This window comes from Anaerobacillus sp. QJM3NY_17, assembly GCF_056173665.1.
Window position 1 is genome coordinate 1,603,954 of sequence record NZ_CM149685.1, and the last position, 15,084, is coordinate 1,619,037.

The window sequence follows — 15,084 nt, forward strand, 5'->3', positions numbered from 1 at the left end:
GAAGGAGGCAGTAATATGGGCGGAGAAAATCGTCAGTTTACACCTGGACAAAAAGCGCCGAACAATGGTGTATATATTGAAATCGGAGAGACAGGTGGTATGGTGAAAGATCCACAACAAATTGAACTTCGTGCAGGTGAAGCGTTCCCTGAATGTTCAAATCAAAATCGAAAGTGGTCAAGGGAACCGAAGCCTCATCATTAATAAGAATCGGGCATAGGTACAGGCAATAAAAAAACAAGCGCCGTAAATGGCGCTTGTTTCTATTGTTCGGCTGGATCGGAAATTAAACCTTCTCCAAGAAGCGTTGCCGCAACAGCTAGGATAACTCCAAATAGTGATGCGGGGCCAAACTCGTAATGACCACCTTGCATAGAAGCAAGTACGTAGAATATCATATTGCTAAGTAGAACTCCCCAGATAATTGCCCAAAGATAACGCAATAAATTCACCTCATTTGTAAACGTATTCTATCGATTATCATACCACAAAATATTTAAGTGCAACATCTATCAATTTTAATTCATGTAATAAAATAGCCATGATAAATAGGTAGCAAACGCCGTCCAAAGAAAATAAGGAAGTAATAGCCAACCTGCTAACTGATTTTGTCTACCTGCAAGAAAAATAAGAATCAATGAAGTGATTGCAATAAAGAGGGCGTCCATGAACGTTGCAAACAGAGCATGCTGATCAAATTGCAAATAACTAAATGCTTGATTCAGTATGTAGTTTATCCCGAGTAGTGAGAGGTACTCACTATTATGACGACCGAAGCTACGCTTTTGGTAGACAATGGCGGTTGATAAAGCGATTAACCCAAACAGAAATGCCCAAATGGTCCCTATAACGGAACCGTTTGGTGTCCAATCAGGTTTAGCAAGCGACGTATACCAATCAGCATCATAGGGGAATAGAAATCCAGAAATACTAAATAGAAGGTAAACAATAATAAATACGAGTACAGTTGTTTTTTTCATTTTTCTCACCACCTTCTTTCCCATACCCAATCATATCCAATTTCATGCAAGGACATATATAGAAACAATAGTGCATATCATGACTAAGGGCGCTTTCTAATGACGTGGGATGAAGAAGATATGAAATTCCCTCAAAATAGGCACTTCACCCTTTCTTCCATATGTAACTTGCATAGGTTATACAGAAAGTGATAAAAGGGCGAGGGGAGAGTATGTGTATTCGTAAACGAGCCTATCAATTAGACGGGGAGTGGACGATCGTTCTTGTCCCTGAACGGCCTAACGGGTTTGGCATATTTATTATAGGTGGCTTAACACATTTCGTTGATGCTGATACAAGTTTCTGGTTGCAGAATCATACGCGTGAAGGGATGATTGCCGATTTTCTAGAGGCTGGTTATACAGTCTATACAAGCAATCTATATGGAAGGCACTGGGGATCACCAAAAGCAGCGAAATTAACTGAACGAATTTATCATCTTGTTCACAAACAGGAAATTCTGAATCCGAGGATACATGTTGTTGCGGAAGGTATGGGAGTGTTAGCAGCAAATGCTTTTTTAAACAATCGTCATACCTTAGTTAGATCAGCGGCATTATTAAACCCTTGTTTTGATTTGAAGCGTCTTGTCAGACAAGAACAAGTGAACCGTCTTTTCTATAAACGGTTACTACGAGAGATGGCACAAGCTTATGAAATTGAGAATGACGAGGTTTTAACGAGAATTGACAACAAAGAAACGGAAGCGTGTCCTTGTCCGGTTAAGATTTGGCACCATTCCATGAAAAGTCCCTATTCGTTAGAACAAATTAGAGAATACGAGCGTCTTCAACAGGAGTTAGGATACTCCATTGACCTTGCTCTGTTGAGTGATAGTTATCAATTCCTTGGTAAGAAGATGATTCGTTTTTTTCAACAGCATGAGGAACTATGATTTACGATCGATTCAATCGTGTTATTTCCATGGCTGGGTGATGATCATACAAAATAAGATCTTTTAGTATTTCGGCACCAAGCATGCTATAAACCGTCCCGTTTCCACCATATCCTAACATGAAATAGACACCCTCGTACTTTGGGTGTTTTCCTATGTAAGGTAGCCCATCTTTTGTGGAACCAAATATGGCGCTCCATTCATATGCGATTGACGTTTGGATAGAAGGAAACATTTCATGCAGTTTAGCTAGCAATAGCTGTCCTTGTTGTTCGAGTTTTTCTTCTTTTTTGAGATTAGAATCAAGTCCACCAATGAGGATGCGATGATCAGCAGTCGTCCTTAAATAGTAATAAGGACGATCGGTTTCCCAGATAAGGGCTTGATTGTGCCAACCAGGAAACTTCGGTATGGGTTCAGTCGCAATGGTATAGGTGCGCTCGAGTAGTGCGCCTTTTGTTTTGGCAAACTCCTGCGTACCGTAACCCGTTGCGTAAATCACATGTTTTGCCCGAATTTCTCCTTTTTCAGTCTCGAAGATTAAATCATTTTTATTAAATTGATGAGAGAGGATCTCGGTATGCTCAAACACTCTTAATCCTAGTTCTCTGGCGCCACTTGTAAGGGCAAGTGCGAATTTATACGGATTTACTTCCGCTTCACCTTTCGTATAGATCCCTGCAGGAGCTGTGAAGGAGAAGAGACTTTCGATGGCGTGACGATCAATATAATCTGCTTCAAACCCATGATGTGTTAAAGCTTCGTATTCTTTCTTGAGTTTCTTTACATGATGATCGTTGCTTGCGAAATAAAGGCTTTCTGCTCGTTTAAATTCAGCTGATTCACTTAAAGAGCCTGCAACCTTTTCTAGTTCGTCTATTGCCTTTAAGCAAAGTTTATAAAAATAAACAGCCTTCTCTTTCCCGAATCGATCGATCAAATCTACAAGCATAGCATCATTAGAAAATTGAAGAAGGCCAGTATTCGCCGAAGTACTTCCAGAGCCGATCGTATCTTTTTCTATTAAAACAGTGTCAACATGATAGTCAGCAAGCGTCTTTGCCAGAATACTTCCCGACATACCACCGCCAATGATTAGGACATCACAGTTGATGGATGAAGTGAGTTCAGGAAATGTAGGGGGCTCTGCTACAGTTGTTGGCCAGAATAAATTTCCGTGGTGAAGCTGCATGAAAGTATCCTCCTTAAAGGGTTTGGTAACTTAAGTTAGACAAATGATATCCTTCTTAGAATGGTCAGATGGGATGAAAAGTATTCGATCTAAACAGAGGTGAAAACTAGTGAAGAAAGCATTTATAACAGGGGCATTGGGATTCATTGGCTTTCATTTAACAGAATTTCTACTAGGCAAAGGGATTGAAGTAGTAGCAATTGATAATAAATTAAATACCCTAAGAAATGCTGAATATGAAATGAAGGAAATGATGTTACTTCGAAACGCTAATTACAAACAAATCAACAGCTCTTTAAGTGAAGCTTCTCTTACCCAGATTTCCGAAGAATGTGACACGATTTTTCATCTTAGTCATCCAGGGTTTGAACATGTTCGCGGCTCTAAGATGATCGAGGAAGGATTACAGAACACAAGCAAGGTCTTACAAGCATCCAATGGAAAAGTACTCGTCTACTTATCGAGCACGGAAGTTTTCGGAACACGTTACGGACAAATTACAGAAAAAACACCTCTTCACCCTACAACAATGTCGGGCAAGTTAAACGCTAAAGATGAACAAGTTTTATTGAAGTCTGATCAACGAGATTGTGTTGTAAAAGTACTTCGAGCCCCGCTTGTTTATGGACCTTGGCAACCTACTCAGTATGTTTATCAACATTACTTTCTAACTAAAAAGCTACCGTCATCGTATGAAAATGAGGGGAAGAAATTTCATCATGATGCGGTTTATGTAAGAGATGTGTGTTGGGCTTTGTATCAAGCAGGATGTCGAATCGATCAATCAGAATCGTTCAATCTAACAAGTGGAAGAGAAGGAGAATGGCAAACCGGAGTCGAATGGTGTATAGAAGATCCAAAGGAAATGCGTTATCAGAGTAATTTGAAGTGCAGGGTTTCTAGCAAAGAATGTGCCAATAAGCTTGGGTTTAAGAATTTGACACCTATTGATGAAGGATTGCATCTGCAACGATTGCATACGGAGAAAATGATGGGGATTGATCCTTCGATTTATTTGACTGATTGAGAAGGGAAGATGATGAATGATCGAAAAGACGCTTGGTAATTATGATGTCCACGATTCCTCTCATGGGCTTCAAGCTTTAAAAGAAACGAGAGAAAAACTCCTTTCGATGGTAAGTGACATTGAATTTCAGGAACTTCACTATGGGTATTCAAGTTTTCCTACAGTTGGAGCTTATATACTACACATTGCACAAATTGAGCTTTGGTGGGTGAAAAATGCCCTTATGGGAGAAAGCGTGACAGAGGATGAAAAAGAGCGATATTACTTTCAAGAGGAGCAAGTGATCTCTGCTCCTGATGATAAAGATCTTTCCTGGTTTTTAGCTCGCCTTGCAGAGGCGCGCGACTTGATAAAATCTTATTTCAATCATCTATCTGATGTAGAGTATCGAAAACCAGGACCTGAAGTTACGATTAATGGAGAGGTGCACCGTTACTCTCCTGAATGGATCATAAGCCATTTAATCGACCATGAAGCTTACCATAGAGGACAGGCTGCGATGGTATTAAAGATGGTTTCTGGACAGCGGGAAGATTGGGAGCATTTCAATACACCGTATTTGTCGTTATAATAGAAGGGAGCCGTACTGGCGAAAGTAAATTAGGAGTGAATGAAATGGATCAAAACATGAAGTTTATGCAAATTGCAATGAAGTATTTACCTGAAGCGAAGCAGTCGCTTGGAGAACAAGAAATCGAATTAGATCTTGAAAAGATGCAGCCATTGCTTCAGCTCTTTCTTAAGGCTATGGAAGATGCTTATGAGCTCGGGAAGCAGGATGCACAGGAGTAAGGAGAGAGTACTATGGGCCGTAAAGCTTTCTGGATCTGGTTTGTCCCACTAGGTGGTTTGTTAATAGGAATATTGATTGGTAGTTTTAGCTTAATGGTCATATCCGGAATTTTACTATTTATAAGTGCAGGAAGCATGTTGTTTCTTTCTAAATGAATAGAAGAGACGTGGAAACACGTCTTTTCTATTATTTAACGAATAAATTTAGCAATGAGCCCATTTGCTTCACCATCGGCGTAATTTGTTGAACGGTATTCATCATTTTAGGAAAATCATACTGCCCATTTTGCTTTTTAAATTGATTCATAAATGGCTGTCCGCCCTGGTATCCTTGCTGAGGATAGTATGGATGATAGGCTTGCTGGTAGTAAGGGTGTGGATAGTAGGGCTGTGGCTGTTGGATAGGTTGCTGAATAGGCTGCTGATAATGCTGTGACTGATAGGGGTCATATGACTGATATGACGGATAAGGTGTGAAAGGCTGTTGCTGATAGTGATGATATCCAGGCTGTTGGTGAAAATAAGGCTGTTGTTGATTATACGGATACATCTATCTATCCCCCTTCGTTCAAGTTTACTTATGTTTAGTTTATGAATGTCACGCAAGAATGGTGAGTGCCACCAAGAAGCAGTTAGGTAGACAAACGCACACTTATGAATTAAAATTAGTACCAGCTACTAAAGATTGGTTTTAAGTTAGAAAATATCCTATAAAGGGGAAATTCATGATGAACGCTGGTTTAGTAGGTGTAGGACATTATGTACCTGAACGTGTATTAACCAACCAAGATTTAGAAAAAATGGTTGATACATCTGACGAATGGATCCGCACTAGAACAGGAATAGAAGAAAGAAGAATTGCAGACGATGATATGAATACATCTGATATGGCTTATTTAGCTTCAAAAAAGGCCCTTGAAGATGCTAATATAAAAGCGGAAGACTTGGATCTTATTCTAGTTGCCACAGTTACTCCGGATTATCCATTCCCATCAGTAGGCTGTTTGCTTCAAGATAAACTTGGTGCAACGAATGCAGCAGCGATGGATTTAAGTGCGGCTTGTGCTGGATTTATGTATGGCATGATTACAGCTGGTCAGTACATTAATAATGATACTTATAAAAACATCCTAGTAGTTGGTGTAGAGAAACTTTCGAAAATTACTGACTGGGAAGATCGCAACACAGCCGTGCTATTTGGAGATGGAGCAGGAGCAGCAGTAATTGCGCCAGTTACAGAAGGAAGAGGTATTCTCTCATTTGAACTAGGTTCAGATGGAGCTGGAGCTAAACATCTTTATCAAGAGCCAAATGGTTTTATGGCTATGAATGGTAGAGAAGTATTTAAGTTTGCCGTTAGACAAATGGGGCAATCAGCGATTAACGTAATCGATAAAGCTGGTTTAACGAAAGAAGATGTGGATTTCCTTATTCCTCACCAAGCAAATATCCGCATCATGGAAGCGTCAAGACAGAGACTTGAACTTCCGATTGAGAAAATGGCGACAACTGTTAAGAAATACGGTAATACGTCTTCATCCACGATTCCAATCGCACTTTCAGAGGCGATGGAGGAAGGCCGCGTTAAGGAAGACGATGTGGTTATTCTTGTTGGCTTTGGTGGCGGTTTAACATGGGGAGCAGTTGCCCTAAAATTAGGACGTTAATGAGTAGTAGAGAAAAAGGAGCGCTGGTAAAATGAAAAGAAGAGTAGTTATTACTGGGTTGGGAACTGTTTCTCCACTCGGAAATTCGGTAGATGAAACGTGGACAAATATAGTCAACGGTGTTTCTGGGATTAATCCACTAACACGATTAGATAAAGATCAATTTGCAGCAAAAGTATCAGGTGAAGCTCTAGAATTTGATCCTGAAAATTTCATGGATCGTAAAGATGTTCGGAAAATGGACCGTTTCACTCAATTTGCCGTTGCAGCTTCTCAAATGGCAGTTGAAGATGCTGGATTGAAAATTACTGATGAGAATGCTGAAAGAGTCGGTGTTTGGATCGGTTCTGGTATTGGTGGTATGGAAACTTATGAATCACAATTCCGCACATTTATGGACAAAGGCGCTCGTCGTGTAAGTCCATTCTTCGTGCCAATGATGATTCCTGATATGGCTTCTGGCCAGGTTTCGATCATGCTTGGTGCAAAAGGAATTAACTCATGTACAGTGACAGCATGTGCTTCAGGAACAAACTCCATTGGTGATTCTTTCAAGGTGATTCAGCGTGGAGATGCTGATGTTATGATTACTGGTGGTTCAGAAGCACCTATCACAAGCATGAGCGTAGCTGGATTTGGCTCAATGAAGGCTTTATCTACTAATCCAGATCCTGCATCAGCAAGTCGTCCATTTGATGCGAATCGTGATGGGTTTGTTATTGGTGAGGGTGCAGGTATCCTTGTCATTGAAAGTCTTGAATCTGCTGAAAAACGCGGCGCTAAAATTTATGGAGAAATTGTAGGGTACGGTTCAACAGGTGATGCATATCACGTTACGCAACCGGCTCCTGAAGGGGAAGGCGGCGCACGTGCAATGCAACAGGCAATCGATGATGCTGGCCTTACTCCTGCTGACATTGGGTACATCAATGCCCATGGGACAAGCACGGATTATAATGATAGGTATGAAACAGCAGGGATTAAGTCGGTCTTTGGAGAGCATGCTTATAAGCTTGCGGTTAGTTCAACAAAGTCAATGACTGGTCATTTGCTTGGCGCTGCAGGCGCGGTTGAAGGGATTTTCTGTGCGAAGGTGTTAGAAGAAGGAATTCTCCCACCTACAATCAATTATGAAACGGCTGATCCAAACTGTGATCTCGATTATGTACCAAACAAAGCACGTAAGGCTGAAGTGAATGCTGTCATGAACAATTCACTTGGTTTTGGTGGTCATAATGCGACATTGGTGTTTAAGAAATTTGTAAAGTAGATAGGTTGTAGCCCCCTGGGAGATTTCCCAGGGGGTTTTTGTGTTTAGGTGGAGGGGGCAGGGTCTTGGCCACTTCACCTTTTAATTCGTACACGAAGGGCGTGTTCTTTTGATAAGGGTCAAGTGCCTGTCGAGACTAAACGGGCGCTTTCGCTTTTCATAGATCCAGCTGCAGCCTCCAGACCCTCGGTCACTTCACCTTTTCATCCGAACACAAAGACCGTGTTCAAATGAAAAGGCTCCAGTGCCTGCCGGGTCTAAACGGAGGCTTCCGCTTTTCAGTGTTCTATTAATCTTTTCTTAATAATATACTTATCATGGAATAATTTGACTTGGTCCTGACTATACTGTTTTTACAAACAGTAGCGAAGTGAGGGGTAGCCAGATGTTGTATTTGCGAGATGTTTGGGTGAATTGGTTTGAAGGTGAAGAGAATGGGTACAATGTTTGCAATTTTCATGAATGGCGAAAAGATGATTTTATTGAGTTGCTGGATCAGGTGCCTGTTATTAAGGTGGAGTCACTCCTGTATCATTACATTGAAAATGATTTGACGGAGCTTCCGGAGAGTTTACTTAGTGATGTTTTTCAACAGAGCTATATACGTAAAAATAATGAACGATCACCTTTAGAGTATTGCTTCTTGGCTACGGACGGCAGAGGGGTTATTGTCATTGATACATTAGGGTATAAGATTCCGATTCGCAAAAGTCGAGTGATACCTAGACAAGAAAAAGCAGTTTATGAAATGGTGGCAGATGTTGAAGCTATCAGTTATCCATTTGAATCAGATCAACCTTTGAAAGAACATCATATTCTTTCTCCAGGACCAGACATTATGATGGGACTTACTAGAAAAGAAAGACAGTTGAAACAGCTTTTGTTTATGGCACTAGATCAACTGTATTCGAGTGGTAACTCGGCTGAAATACGCTATTGGTTCACAGAATGTCAGCCGAAACAGTATGTGCAAATCCAAAGTATGGAAATGGACGAGGCATGGGAAGGGCTATATAGAGAAGTGAAGGCAGGTTGGTCAGCTAAGCATGAGCAAATCTGTGAGCGAATCATCAAAGGGCAGCCGTATTTTGAAAAAATATGGGAACTTGAAAAAGGAACACACGTGAATTAACGAAAAGGCTTAGATCTATCGTCTCTCAATTAATGACTATTATTGATTTGGATAAAGCAAAAGGAAGGTTGCCCAGTGCAACCTTCCTTTTTTCTTTATCTTCTTTTTCTTTCAAGCCCCATAGCACGTTCTGCTTTTGTAAGCATTTTAGATGCTTTACGGTTCGCTTTCTCCGCCCCAAGATCAAGGATGTCATCTAGTTCAGAAGAAGAAACGAGATCATTATAGCGATCTTGAATAGGTTTTAACATCTCAGCGATTACTTCACCAAGCTCCGCCTTAAAGTCACCATATCCTCGACCTTCATATAGGGATTCAATTTCTTCAACGCTTTTACCTGAGCAAAGAGAGTAAATCGTAAGCAGGTTAGAGATCGCTGGTTTGTTTTCTTTGTCGTAACGGACAACTCCATCTGAATCAGTAACCGCACGCTTCACTTTTTTAATAATAGTAGATGGCTCATCAAGCATTGAAATAAATGCATTTTGATTGGAGTCAGACTTACTCATTTTTTTAGAAGGATCTTGTAGTGACATGATTCGTGCCCCGACCTTAGGAATGCGCGCATCTGGCATAACGAAAATGTCATTAAATTTACGGTTAAAACGCTCAGCAAGATTACGAGTTAACTCAATGTGCTGTTTCTGGTCATCTCCAACAGGGACAATCTCTGTACCGTAAAGAAGAATATCAGCAGCCATAAGTGGGGGATACGTAAGTAAACCTGCGCTTACAGCTTCTTTTCCAGTTGATTTATCCTTAAATTGGGTCATGCGCTCTAATTCACCTATATAAGAAACGCATTGTAACATCCATGCTAGCTGAGCATGAGCTGGTACTTCAGATTGAATGAAAAGTGTTGATTTTTCAGGATCAATTCCTGAAGCAAGGTATAATGCAGCAAGACTCCTTGAATTCTGTTTTAAAGCCTGTTTTTCTTGAGGTACTGTAATTGCGTGCTGGTTTACAACGCAGAAATAACATTCATTCTCATCCTGAAGATCAGTAAAATGCTTCATTGCTCCAAGATAGTTCCCTATTGTTAATGTTCCACTCGGTTGAATACCCGAAAAAATAACGCTCATTGTGTGTTGCTCCTCTCATTTTCTATAAAAGCATACAAAAAGGCCCATTCATCCCTTAATGCTAGGGACGAATGGACCGTGGTGCCACCCTGCTTATCCAGTAAGTCTGGATCACTTATGGTATTAAATACCGCTAGTGATAACGTGAATGCTCACGCCAATGCCTACTAAAGTCTTCAGCAAAGGGGCTCAGAAGTCCATTCCAAAAAGTGTGATACCTATTTCCACCAACCATAGGCTCTCTATAAATCACATCAGTTTGTACTACTCTTCATCTTAGCCGTTCTGTATCCTTCTTCTTTAACTAGTATAGCGCAACTAAATCATCGCATGCAACAAGTTAGCTACTTACAAGAATGATGGAAATGATAATAGTGAGTATGACACAAAACCCGCCTGCCATTAAGAGTGGATAAGTGATTGGGTTATCATAATCAAGCCTGTAATGGATTTCGGAAGTATCCTCCTCAATCATTTGTCGCTTAGCCGTATTTCTAAAATACCGCTTAAATGAATAGACAATCCCGTCAAAAAACCCCGTTTGAACAACGTGAAGAGCAGCACCAATAAGTACCATAGCAAGTGCAATCATAAAGAGAATATCTGATATGGATTGGATGCCAAGGCCTCCGTCAGAAGTAAATGAGATGATCATTGACGCGGTAATCGCAAGCACGATTAAGATACCTGATTTTAAAGTAAGTGATTTCATAATAGCCCCCATTTTCTTTCTACTATCAAGTATAAAAAAATAAATAGTCTAGAACAATATAAACGAGGTAGAAATGTGTAACGGTTTAACACATCGTGTACATTTCAGAATATTTCGCGATATGAATACAGTATACACCAAAGTATACTATATACTTTTAGGTAAGGGGGGCTAAGTAGATTTTCATACATTTCACTGTAAAATATCAAATGTTACCCAGAAACCAGAGAATTTATACCAGGACTAAAGAACTATTTTTTGTTATGCAAACGTAATTGTGGCGCGGTTTTTGTAAATGAGTGTAAAAATAACGTATGCAAAATAATTAGAAAACTTGTATAATACGAGTTGTGGGCGAAACGAATCAGATTATTCTCGAGTGAATAGTTAGATAATTTGATGAATTCCGTCATGCGGATCACTAGCTTTTATAGCTACATATTTTAAGGGAGGTCACACAGCATGAAGAAATCAAGATGGACTCTTGTCCTATCTCTTGTGCTTGTATTGAGCGTATTCCTGTCGGCTTGCGGCGGCGGCTCAAACAACGGGGGGAACAGTGGTGGAGAAGGCGACGGAGAAGGCGGTTCTGCTGAACAAGTACTTAACTTAGTAGAAACAGCTGAAATTCCTTCAATGGATACTACACAAGCTACTGATAACACATCTTTTAAAGCAATGAACCAGGTTTTCGAAGGACTATATCGTCTTGACGAAAATAACGAGCCTACACTTGGTATGGCTGCTGAAGAACCAACAGAAGAAGAAAAAGACGGTGAAACTGTTTATACATTTACAATTCGTGACGATGCTAAATGGTCTGACGGATCAGATGTAGTAGCAGATGACTTCATCTATGCATGGCATAAAGCGCTAAACCCAGATACAATTTCTCCTTACGCTTCTATGTTTGGTACTGCTGGAATCAAAAACGGTAATGCAATCATTACTGAAGGCGATCCACTTTACGGTAAAGTAGAAGAGCTTGGAGCTAAAGCAGTAGATGAGAAAACACTAGAGATTACTGTTGAAAACCAAGTGCCTTATTTTAAAGCACTACTTACTTTTGCGACATTCTATCCACAGCCTAAAGCATTTGCTGAAGAGCAGGGTGAAAAATTCGCACTAGAATCTGATACAATGCTTTACAATGGACCATTCGTATTTGCTGAGTGGAACCACGGTGAAGGCTGGACTTACGAAAAGAACGCTGAATATTGGGATGCTGAAACTGTAAGTCTTGAAAAGATTACGACTAAAGTAGTGCAAGATACAGCTACTACTGTAAACCTTTATGAAACTGGTAAGATTGATCGCGCTGGTCTTTCTGCAGATTTCGTAGATCAATTCAAAGATAATGAAGAATTTTCTACACTAGTAGATCCAACAATGTACTTCATGCGTATGAACCAAGAAAATGAAGCACTAGCTAACAAAGATATTCGTAAAGCATTGTACCTTGCATATGACCGTGAAGGACTTGTAAATGTACTTCTTAATAACGGATCAATTGCTGCAAAGTATTTCGTACCTAAAGACTTTGTAAAAGGTCCTGAAGGTGATGACTTCCGTGAATTTGCTCCAGACGGCTTCTATGCTGACCAAGGAGAAGATGAAGCGAAAGAAGCTTGGGAAGCTGGACTTAAAGCACTTGGTACAGACTCTGTAGAACTAGAATTCCTAACTACTGATAACGAGCTTGCTGCTAAAATCGCAGAATATGCAAAAGATCAGTTTGAAACAAAGCTTGATGGTCTTACATTAACAATCAACAAACAGCCTTGGAAGCAGTTCCTTGAGCTTGAAGATTCTGGCGACTTTGATATCTCAACTGGCGGTTGGGGACCTGACTATCCAGATCCAATGACGTTCCTTTATATGTTTGAAACTGACGGCGCTTATAACCGCATGGGCTACTCTAGCGAGAAGTATGACGAGCTAGTTTCAGGAGCTAAGAAAGAAACAGATGAAGCGAAGCGTTGGAAAATGATGCAAGACGCTGAGAAAGTTCTAATGGAAGAGGATATTGCGATTATCCCAACTTACCAAAAAGGTAACGCAATTCTACAAAAAGATTACGTTAAAAACTTCTATGTACACTCATTTGGAGCTGATTCTTCATATAAGTGGGTTAAGATTGAAAAGTAATTTTGGATTTTCAGGAGAGTATATGTCATCCTGACATATACTCTCTTTTTTACCTGTAATAAGAAATATGTCGAAACGATAGCTAGAAGTGAAATAGATAGAAAATTTTTTCTAGTGAAATTCCATTTTTCGACTTATACTATATAAGCAGGTATCTTTTGAGGAGGTTGGTTGTAGTGGGACGTTATATTGGCGGAAGGATCATTTCAATGTTGATTACCTTCCTAATTATTGCTTCGCTAACATTTTTTCTAATGAAGCTTCTCCCTGGTACACCGTTTAATAACCAGGATAAGCTTACAGAAACACAAATTGTGCAGTTGAACGATAAATATGGTTTAAACGATCCAGTTCCTGTACAGTACTTTAATTATATGAAAAACTTATTATCAGGTGATCTCGGTGTTTCCTTCCAGCAGGATGGCCGTGAAGTGTCAACAATTATCGGTGAACGTATTGGACCTTCAGCTTATTTAGGACTTCAATCACTAGTAGTTGGAACTATCATTGGTCTCTTTCTTGGAATTATTGCAGCATTAAGACACAATTCGTTCTTAGATTATGGAACGATGGTTATCGCAGTTCTTGGTATTTCAATTCCGAACTTCGTTATCGCTGGCCTTATGCAATACTGGTTGGGTGTTAAGTGGCAGTTGTTACCAGTAGCTTACTGGGATGGCTTTGCTTATACAATCATGCCAACCATTGCAATTGCTTCGATTGTTGTCGCAACAATAGCTCGTTTTATGAGAACAGAAATGCTAGAAGTTCTCGGTCAGGACTATATTACAACAGCGAAAGCAAAAGGCTTAAGTAGCACAGCGGTTGTTATTAGACATACAATCCGTAATGCTTCTATACCTATCATTACTATTATGGGACCACTGGTTGTAGGTCTAATGACAGGTACTCTAGTAATTGAGCAAATCTTTGTCATACCAGGACTTGGTGAGAAATTTGTTAACTCGATTTTAACAAACGATTTCCCAATTATTATGGGTACAACGCTTTTCTTTAGTTTGCTATTTATAGTTGTGATTTTAATAGTAGACATTATGTATGGGATTATTGATCCACGAATTCGTCTAGCGGGAGGTAAGAGTTAATGAGTATGAAACAAGAAAAGCTACATGATATCTCAGACGACATGTTTCAACCCGCTAAAATTGATTCTTCTGAAAACGAACAAATAGCACGTGAAAGTACAGGATTTTGGAAAGATGCGTGGAGAAGATTAAAAAAGAATCCAGGGGCTATTACCGGACTTGTTATCATTATTGCCATTATTTTATTGGCGATTTTCGGACCTGGAATGAATGAACACTCATATTCGCAGCAAGAATTAACGAGAGCGAAGCTTCCTGCTAAAGTTCCAGTCCTTGAAAATATTGATTTTCTAGGAGTTAACGGAGTTGATATTCGCGGAACTGATCAGTATGAAGCTAAAGGCTATGAAGACGAATACTTCTGGTTCGGTACGGATGAATTCGGCCGAGATCAGTGGACACGAGTATGGCAGGGGACGCGAATTTCGCTATTCATCGCTGCAGCAGCAGCCTTTATTGATTTTGTAATTGGTGTCGCATATGGTGGTATTTCTGCCTATTATGGTGGGCGAGTTGATAACATTCTTCAGCGTATTATTGAAGTTTTAGTAGGTATTCCAAATCTAATATTAATTATTCTATTTATTTTAATATTTGAGCCTGGAATATTCTCAATTATTCTCGCACTTTCGGTAACAGGGTGGATAGGAATGTCGCGTATTGTTCGAGGACAGGTTTTAAAACTTAAAACTCAAGAGTTTGTTCTCGCTTCTCGTACTTTAGGAGCTACAAGTGGACGAGTAATTGGGAAACATTTAATTCCAAACGTACTCGGACAAATTATTATTACAACAATGTTTACAATTCCAAGTGCGATTTTCTTCGAGGCATTCCTAAGCTTTATCGGCCTTGGACTACGACCTCCTGAAGCTTCACTTGGTTCCATCATTAACAATGGATTTAAGAGTCTACAAATTTATCCGCATCTTGTGCTATGGCCATCAATTATCATTTCATTGATTATGATTGCCTTTAACCTTCTTGGTGACGGCCTTCGAGATGCATTTGATCCAAAGCTACGTAAATAGGGGGGATTAG

General features: G+C 39.9%; 18 protein-coding genes and 1 other annotated feature. Of the genes, 12 read left to right on the top strand and 6 right to left on the bottom strand.

What is annotated here, in order from left to right:
• The first annotated feature begins 15 nt into the window (after positions 1 to 15).
• Positions 16 to 204: a YjzC family protein gene (locus AC0VYV_RS08600; RefSeq protein ID WP_194221177.1), complete on the top strand. Its 189-nt coding sequence runs from the start codon at positions 16 to 18 to the stop codon at positions 202 to 204.
• Between the two features lie 59 nt (positions 205 to 263).
• On the opposite strand, the gene AC0VYV_RS08605 is transcribed toward AC0VYV_RS08600, so the two are convergent.
• Positions 264 to 443, bottom strand: coding sequence for a YjzD family protein (locus AC0VYV_RS08605; protein ID WP_430242129.1), 180 nt, complete (start codon positions 441 to 443; stop codon positions 264 to 266).
• A gap of 75 nt (positions 444 to 518) precedes the next feature.
• Positions 519 to 980 carry a TspO/MBR family protein gene (locus tag AC0VYV_RS08610; protein WP_430242127.1) on the bottom strand — a complete coding sequence of 154 codons (462 nt, stop codon included), beginning with the start codon at positions 978 to 980 and terminating at the stop codon, positions 519 to 521.
• Positions 981 to 1,192: 212 nt separating this feature from the next.
• On the opposite strand from AC0VYV_RS08610, the gene AC0VYV_RS08615 reads away from it, so the two are divergent.
• A complete protein-coding gene (locus AC0VYV_RS08615; RefSeq protein ID WP_430242124.1) occupies positions 1,193 to 1,915 on the top strand; it encodes a hypothetical protein in 723 nt (240 codons plus the stop codon).
• A 1-nt stretch (position 1,916) separates the two neighbouring features.
• Here the strand turns inward: AC0VYV_RS08615 and AC0VYV_RS08620 are convergent, their stop codons facing one another.
• A complete protein-coding gene (locus tag AC0VYV_RS08620) occupies positions 1,917 to 3,107 on the bottom strand; it encodes an NAD(P)/FAD-dependent oxidoreductase (protein WP_475368856.1) in 1,191 nt (396 codons plus the stop codon).
• 109 nt (positions 3,108 to 3,216) lie between these two features.
• Between AC0VYV_RS08620 and AC0VYV_RS08625 the strand changes: the two genes are divergently transcribed.
• From AC0VYV_RS08625 to AC0VYV_RS08640, 4 genes are read left to right on the top strand one after another with little or no spacing between them, the layout of a single operon-like run.
• Positions 3,217 to 4,134 (top strand): NAD-dependent epimerase/dehydratase family protein, encoded by a 918-nt coding sequence (locus AC0VYV_RS08625; RefSeq protein ID WP_475374749.1) that lies wholly within the window; start codon positions 3,217 to 3,219, stop codon positions 4,132 to 4,134.
• 16 nt (positions 4,135 to 4,150) lie between these two features.
• Positions 4,151 to 4,705 carry a DinB family protein gene (locus AC0VYV_RS08630; protein WP_194221183.1) on the top strand — a complete coding sequence of 185 codons (555 nt, stop codon included), beginning with the start codon at positions 4,151 to 4,153 and terminating at the stop codon, positions 4,703 to 4,705.
• A gap of 44 nt (positions 4,706 to 4,749) precedes the next feature.
• Positions 4,750 to 4,926 carry a ComZ family protein gene (locus AC0VYV_RS08635; RefSeq protein WP_194221184.1) on the top strand — a complete coding sequence of 59 codons (177 nt, stop codon included), beginning with the start codon at positions 4,750 to 4,752 and terminating at the stop codon, positions 4,924 to 4,926.
• A gap of 12 nt (positions 4,927 to 4,938) precedes the next feature.
• Positions 4,939 to 5,082 carry a hypothetical protein gene (locus AC0VYV_RS08640; protein WP_159782169.1) on the top strand — a complete coding sequence of 48 codons (144 nt, stop codon included), beginning with the start codon at positions 4,939 to 4,941 and terminating at the stop codon, positions 5,080 to 5,082.
• A 31-nt stretch (positions 5,083 to 5,113) separates the two neighbouring features.
• Here the strand turns inward: AC0VYV_RS08640 and AC0VYV_RS08645 are convergent, their stop codons facing one another.
• Positions 5,114 to 5,476, bottom strand: coding sequence for a YppG family protein (locus AC0VYV_RS08645; protein ID WP_194221185.1), 363 nt, complete (start codon positions 5,474 to 5,476; stop codon positions 5,114 to 5,116).
• A 178-nt stretch (positions 5,477 to 5,654) separates the two neighbouring features.
• On the opposite strand from AC0VYV_RS08645, the gene AC0VYV_RS08650 reads away from it, so the two are divergent.
• The 3 genes from AC0VYV_RS08650 to AC0VYV_RS08660 all read left to right on the top strand — a co-directional run bounded on the left by AC0VYV_RS08650 (position 5,655) and on the right by AC0VYV_RS08660 (position 8,995).
• Positions 5,655 to 6,593, top strand: coding sequence for a beta-ketoacyl-ACP synthase III (locus AC0VYV_RS08650; protein ID WP_283152355.1), 939 nt, complete (start codon positions 5,655 to 5,657; stop codon positions 6,591 to 6,593).
• Between the two features lie 31 nt (positions 6,594 to 6,624).
• Positions 6,625 to 7,863: a beta-ketoacyl-ACP synthase II gene (gene fabF, locus AC0VYV_RS08655; protein WP_226612602.1), complete on the top strand. Its 1,239-nt coding sequence runs from the start codon at positions 6,625 to 6,627 to the stop codon at positions 7,861 to 7,863.
• Positions 7,864 to 8,248: 385 nt separating this feature from the next.
• Entirely contained in the window at positions 8,249 to 8,995 is a 747-nt protein-coding gene (locus AC0VYV_RS08660) for a YjbA family protein (protein ID WP_194221188.1), read from the top strand.
• 95 nt (positions 8,996 to 9,090) lie between these two features.
• On the opposite strand, the gene trpS is transcribed toward AC0VYV_RS08660, so the two are convergent.
• Positions 9,091 to 10,080 carry a tryptophan--tRNA ligase gene (trpS, locus tag AC0VYV_RS08665; RefSeq protein WP_430242113.1) on the bottom strand — a complete coding sequence of 330 codons (990 nt, stop codon included), beginning with the start codon at positions 10,078 to 10,080 and terminating at the stop codon, positions 9,091 to 9,093.
• A 60-nt stretch (positions 10,081 to 10,140) separates the two neighbouring features.
• Positions 10,141 to 10,367: a binding site (T-box leader), on the bottom strand.
• 53 nt (positions 10,368 to 10,420) lie between these two features.
• On the bottom strand, positions 10,421 to 10,792 hold the full coding sequence (locus AC0VYV_RS08670; protein WP_475368860.1) for a DUF3899 domain-containing protein: 372 nt from the start codon (positions 10,790 to 10,792) through the stop codon (positions 10,421 to 10,423).
• A 462-nt stretch (positions 10,793 to 11,254) separates the two neighbouring features.
• On the opposite strand from AC0VYV_RS08670, the gene AC0VYV_RS08675 reads away from it, so the two are divergent.
• The 3 genes from AC0VYV_RS08675 (at position 11,255) to opp3C (ending at position 15,074) form a co-directional block, all read left to right on the top strand.
• Positions 11,255 to 12,940, top strand: coding sequence for a peptide ABC transporter substrate-binding protein (locus AC0VYV_RS08675; protein ID WP_475368861.1), 1,686 nt, complete (start codon positions 11,255 to 11,257; stop codon positions 12,938 to 12,940).
• Positions 12,941 to 13,116: 176 nt separating this feature from the next.
• The gene (gene opp3b / locus AC0VYV_RS08680; protein ID WP_430242108.1) at positions 13,117 to 14,046 is read left to right on the top strand and encodes an oligopeptide ABC transporter permease; all 930 of its coding nucleotides are present in this window, start codon (positions 13,117 to 13,119) and stop codon (positions 14,044 to 14,046) included.
• Between the two features lie 5 nt (positions 14,047 to 14,051).
• Entirely contained in the window at positions 14,052 to 15,074 is a 1,023-nt protein-coding gene (opp3C, locus tag AC0VYV_RS08685) for an oligopeptide ABC transporter permease (protein ID WP_226613129.1), read from the top strand.
• Positions 15,075 to 15,084 lie beyond the last annotated feature (10 nt).

Excerpts from the sequence above, each read along its gene's own strand:
- AC0VYV_RS08640 (WP_159782169.1), top strand. The coding sequence starts at position 4,939 with ATGGGCCGTAAAGCTTTCTGGATCTGGTTTGTCCCACTAGGTGGTTTG.
- AC0VYV_RS08620 (WP_475368856.1), bottom strand. The coding sequence starts at position 3,107 with ATGCAGCTTCACCACGGAAATTTATTCTGGCCAACAACTGTAGCAGAG.
- AC0VYV_RS08610 (WP_430242127.1), bottom strand. The coding sequence starts at position 980 with ATGAAAAAAACAACTGTACTCGTATTTATTATTGTTTACCTTCTATTT.
- AC0VYV_RS08635 (WP_194221184.1), top strand. The coding sequence starts at position 4,750 with ATGGATCAAAACATGAAGTTTATGCAAATTGCAATGAAGTATTTACCT.
- AC0VYV_RS08645 (WP_194221185.1), bottom strand. The coding sequence starts at position 5,476 with ATGTATCCGTATAATCAACAACAGCCTTATTTTCACCAACAGCCTGGA.
- AC0VYV_RS08650 (WP_283152355.1), top strand. The coding sequence starts at position 5,655 with ATGAACGCTGGTTTAGTAGGTGTAGGACATTATGTACCTGAACGTGTA.
- AC0VYV_RS08600 (WP_194221177.1), top strand. The coding sequence starts at position 16 with ATGGGCGGAGAAAATCGTCAGTTTACACCTGGACAAAAAGCGCCGAAC.
- fabF (WP_226612602.1), top strand. The coding sequence starts at position 6,625 with ATGAAAAGAAGAGTAGTTATTACTGGGTTGGGAACTGTTTCTCCACTC.
- AC0VYV_RS08615 (WP_430242124.1), top strand. The coding sequence starts at position 1,193 with ATGTGTATTCGTAAACGAGCCTATCAATTAGACGGGGAGTGGACGATC.
- opp3C (WP_226613129.1), top strand. The coding sequence starts at position 14,052 with ATGAAACAAGAAAAGCTACATGATATCTCAGACGACATGTTTCAACCC.
- AC0VYV_RS08660 (WP_194221188.1), top strand. The coding sequence starts at position 8,249 with ATGTTGTATTTGCGAGATGTTTGGGTGAATTGGTTTGAAGGTGAAGAG.
- AC0VYV_RS08670 (WP_475368860.1), bottom strand. The coding sequence starts at position 10,792 with ATGAAATCACTTACTTTAAAATCAGGTATCTTAATCGTGCTTGCGATT.
- trpS (WP_430242113.1), bottom strand. The coding sequence starts at position 10,080 with ATGAGCGTTATTTTTTCGGGTATTCAACCGAGTGGAACATTAACAATA.
- AC0VYV_RS08630 (WP_194221183.1), top strand. The coding sequence starts at position 4,151 with ATGATCGAAAAGACGCTTGGTAATTATGATGTCCACGATTCCTCTCAT.
- AC0VYV_RS08675 (WP_475368861.1), top strand. The coding sequence starts at position 11,255 with ATGAAGAAATCAAGATGGACTCTTGTCCTATCTCTTGTGCTTGTATTG.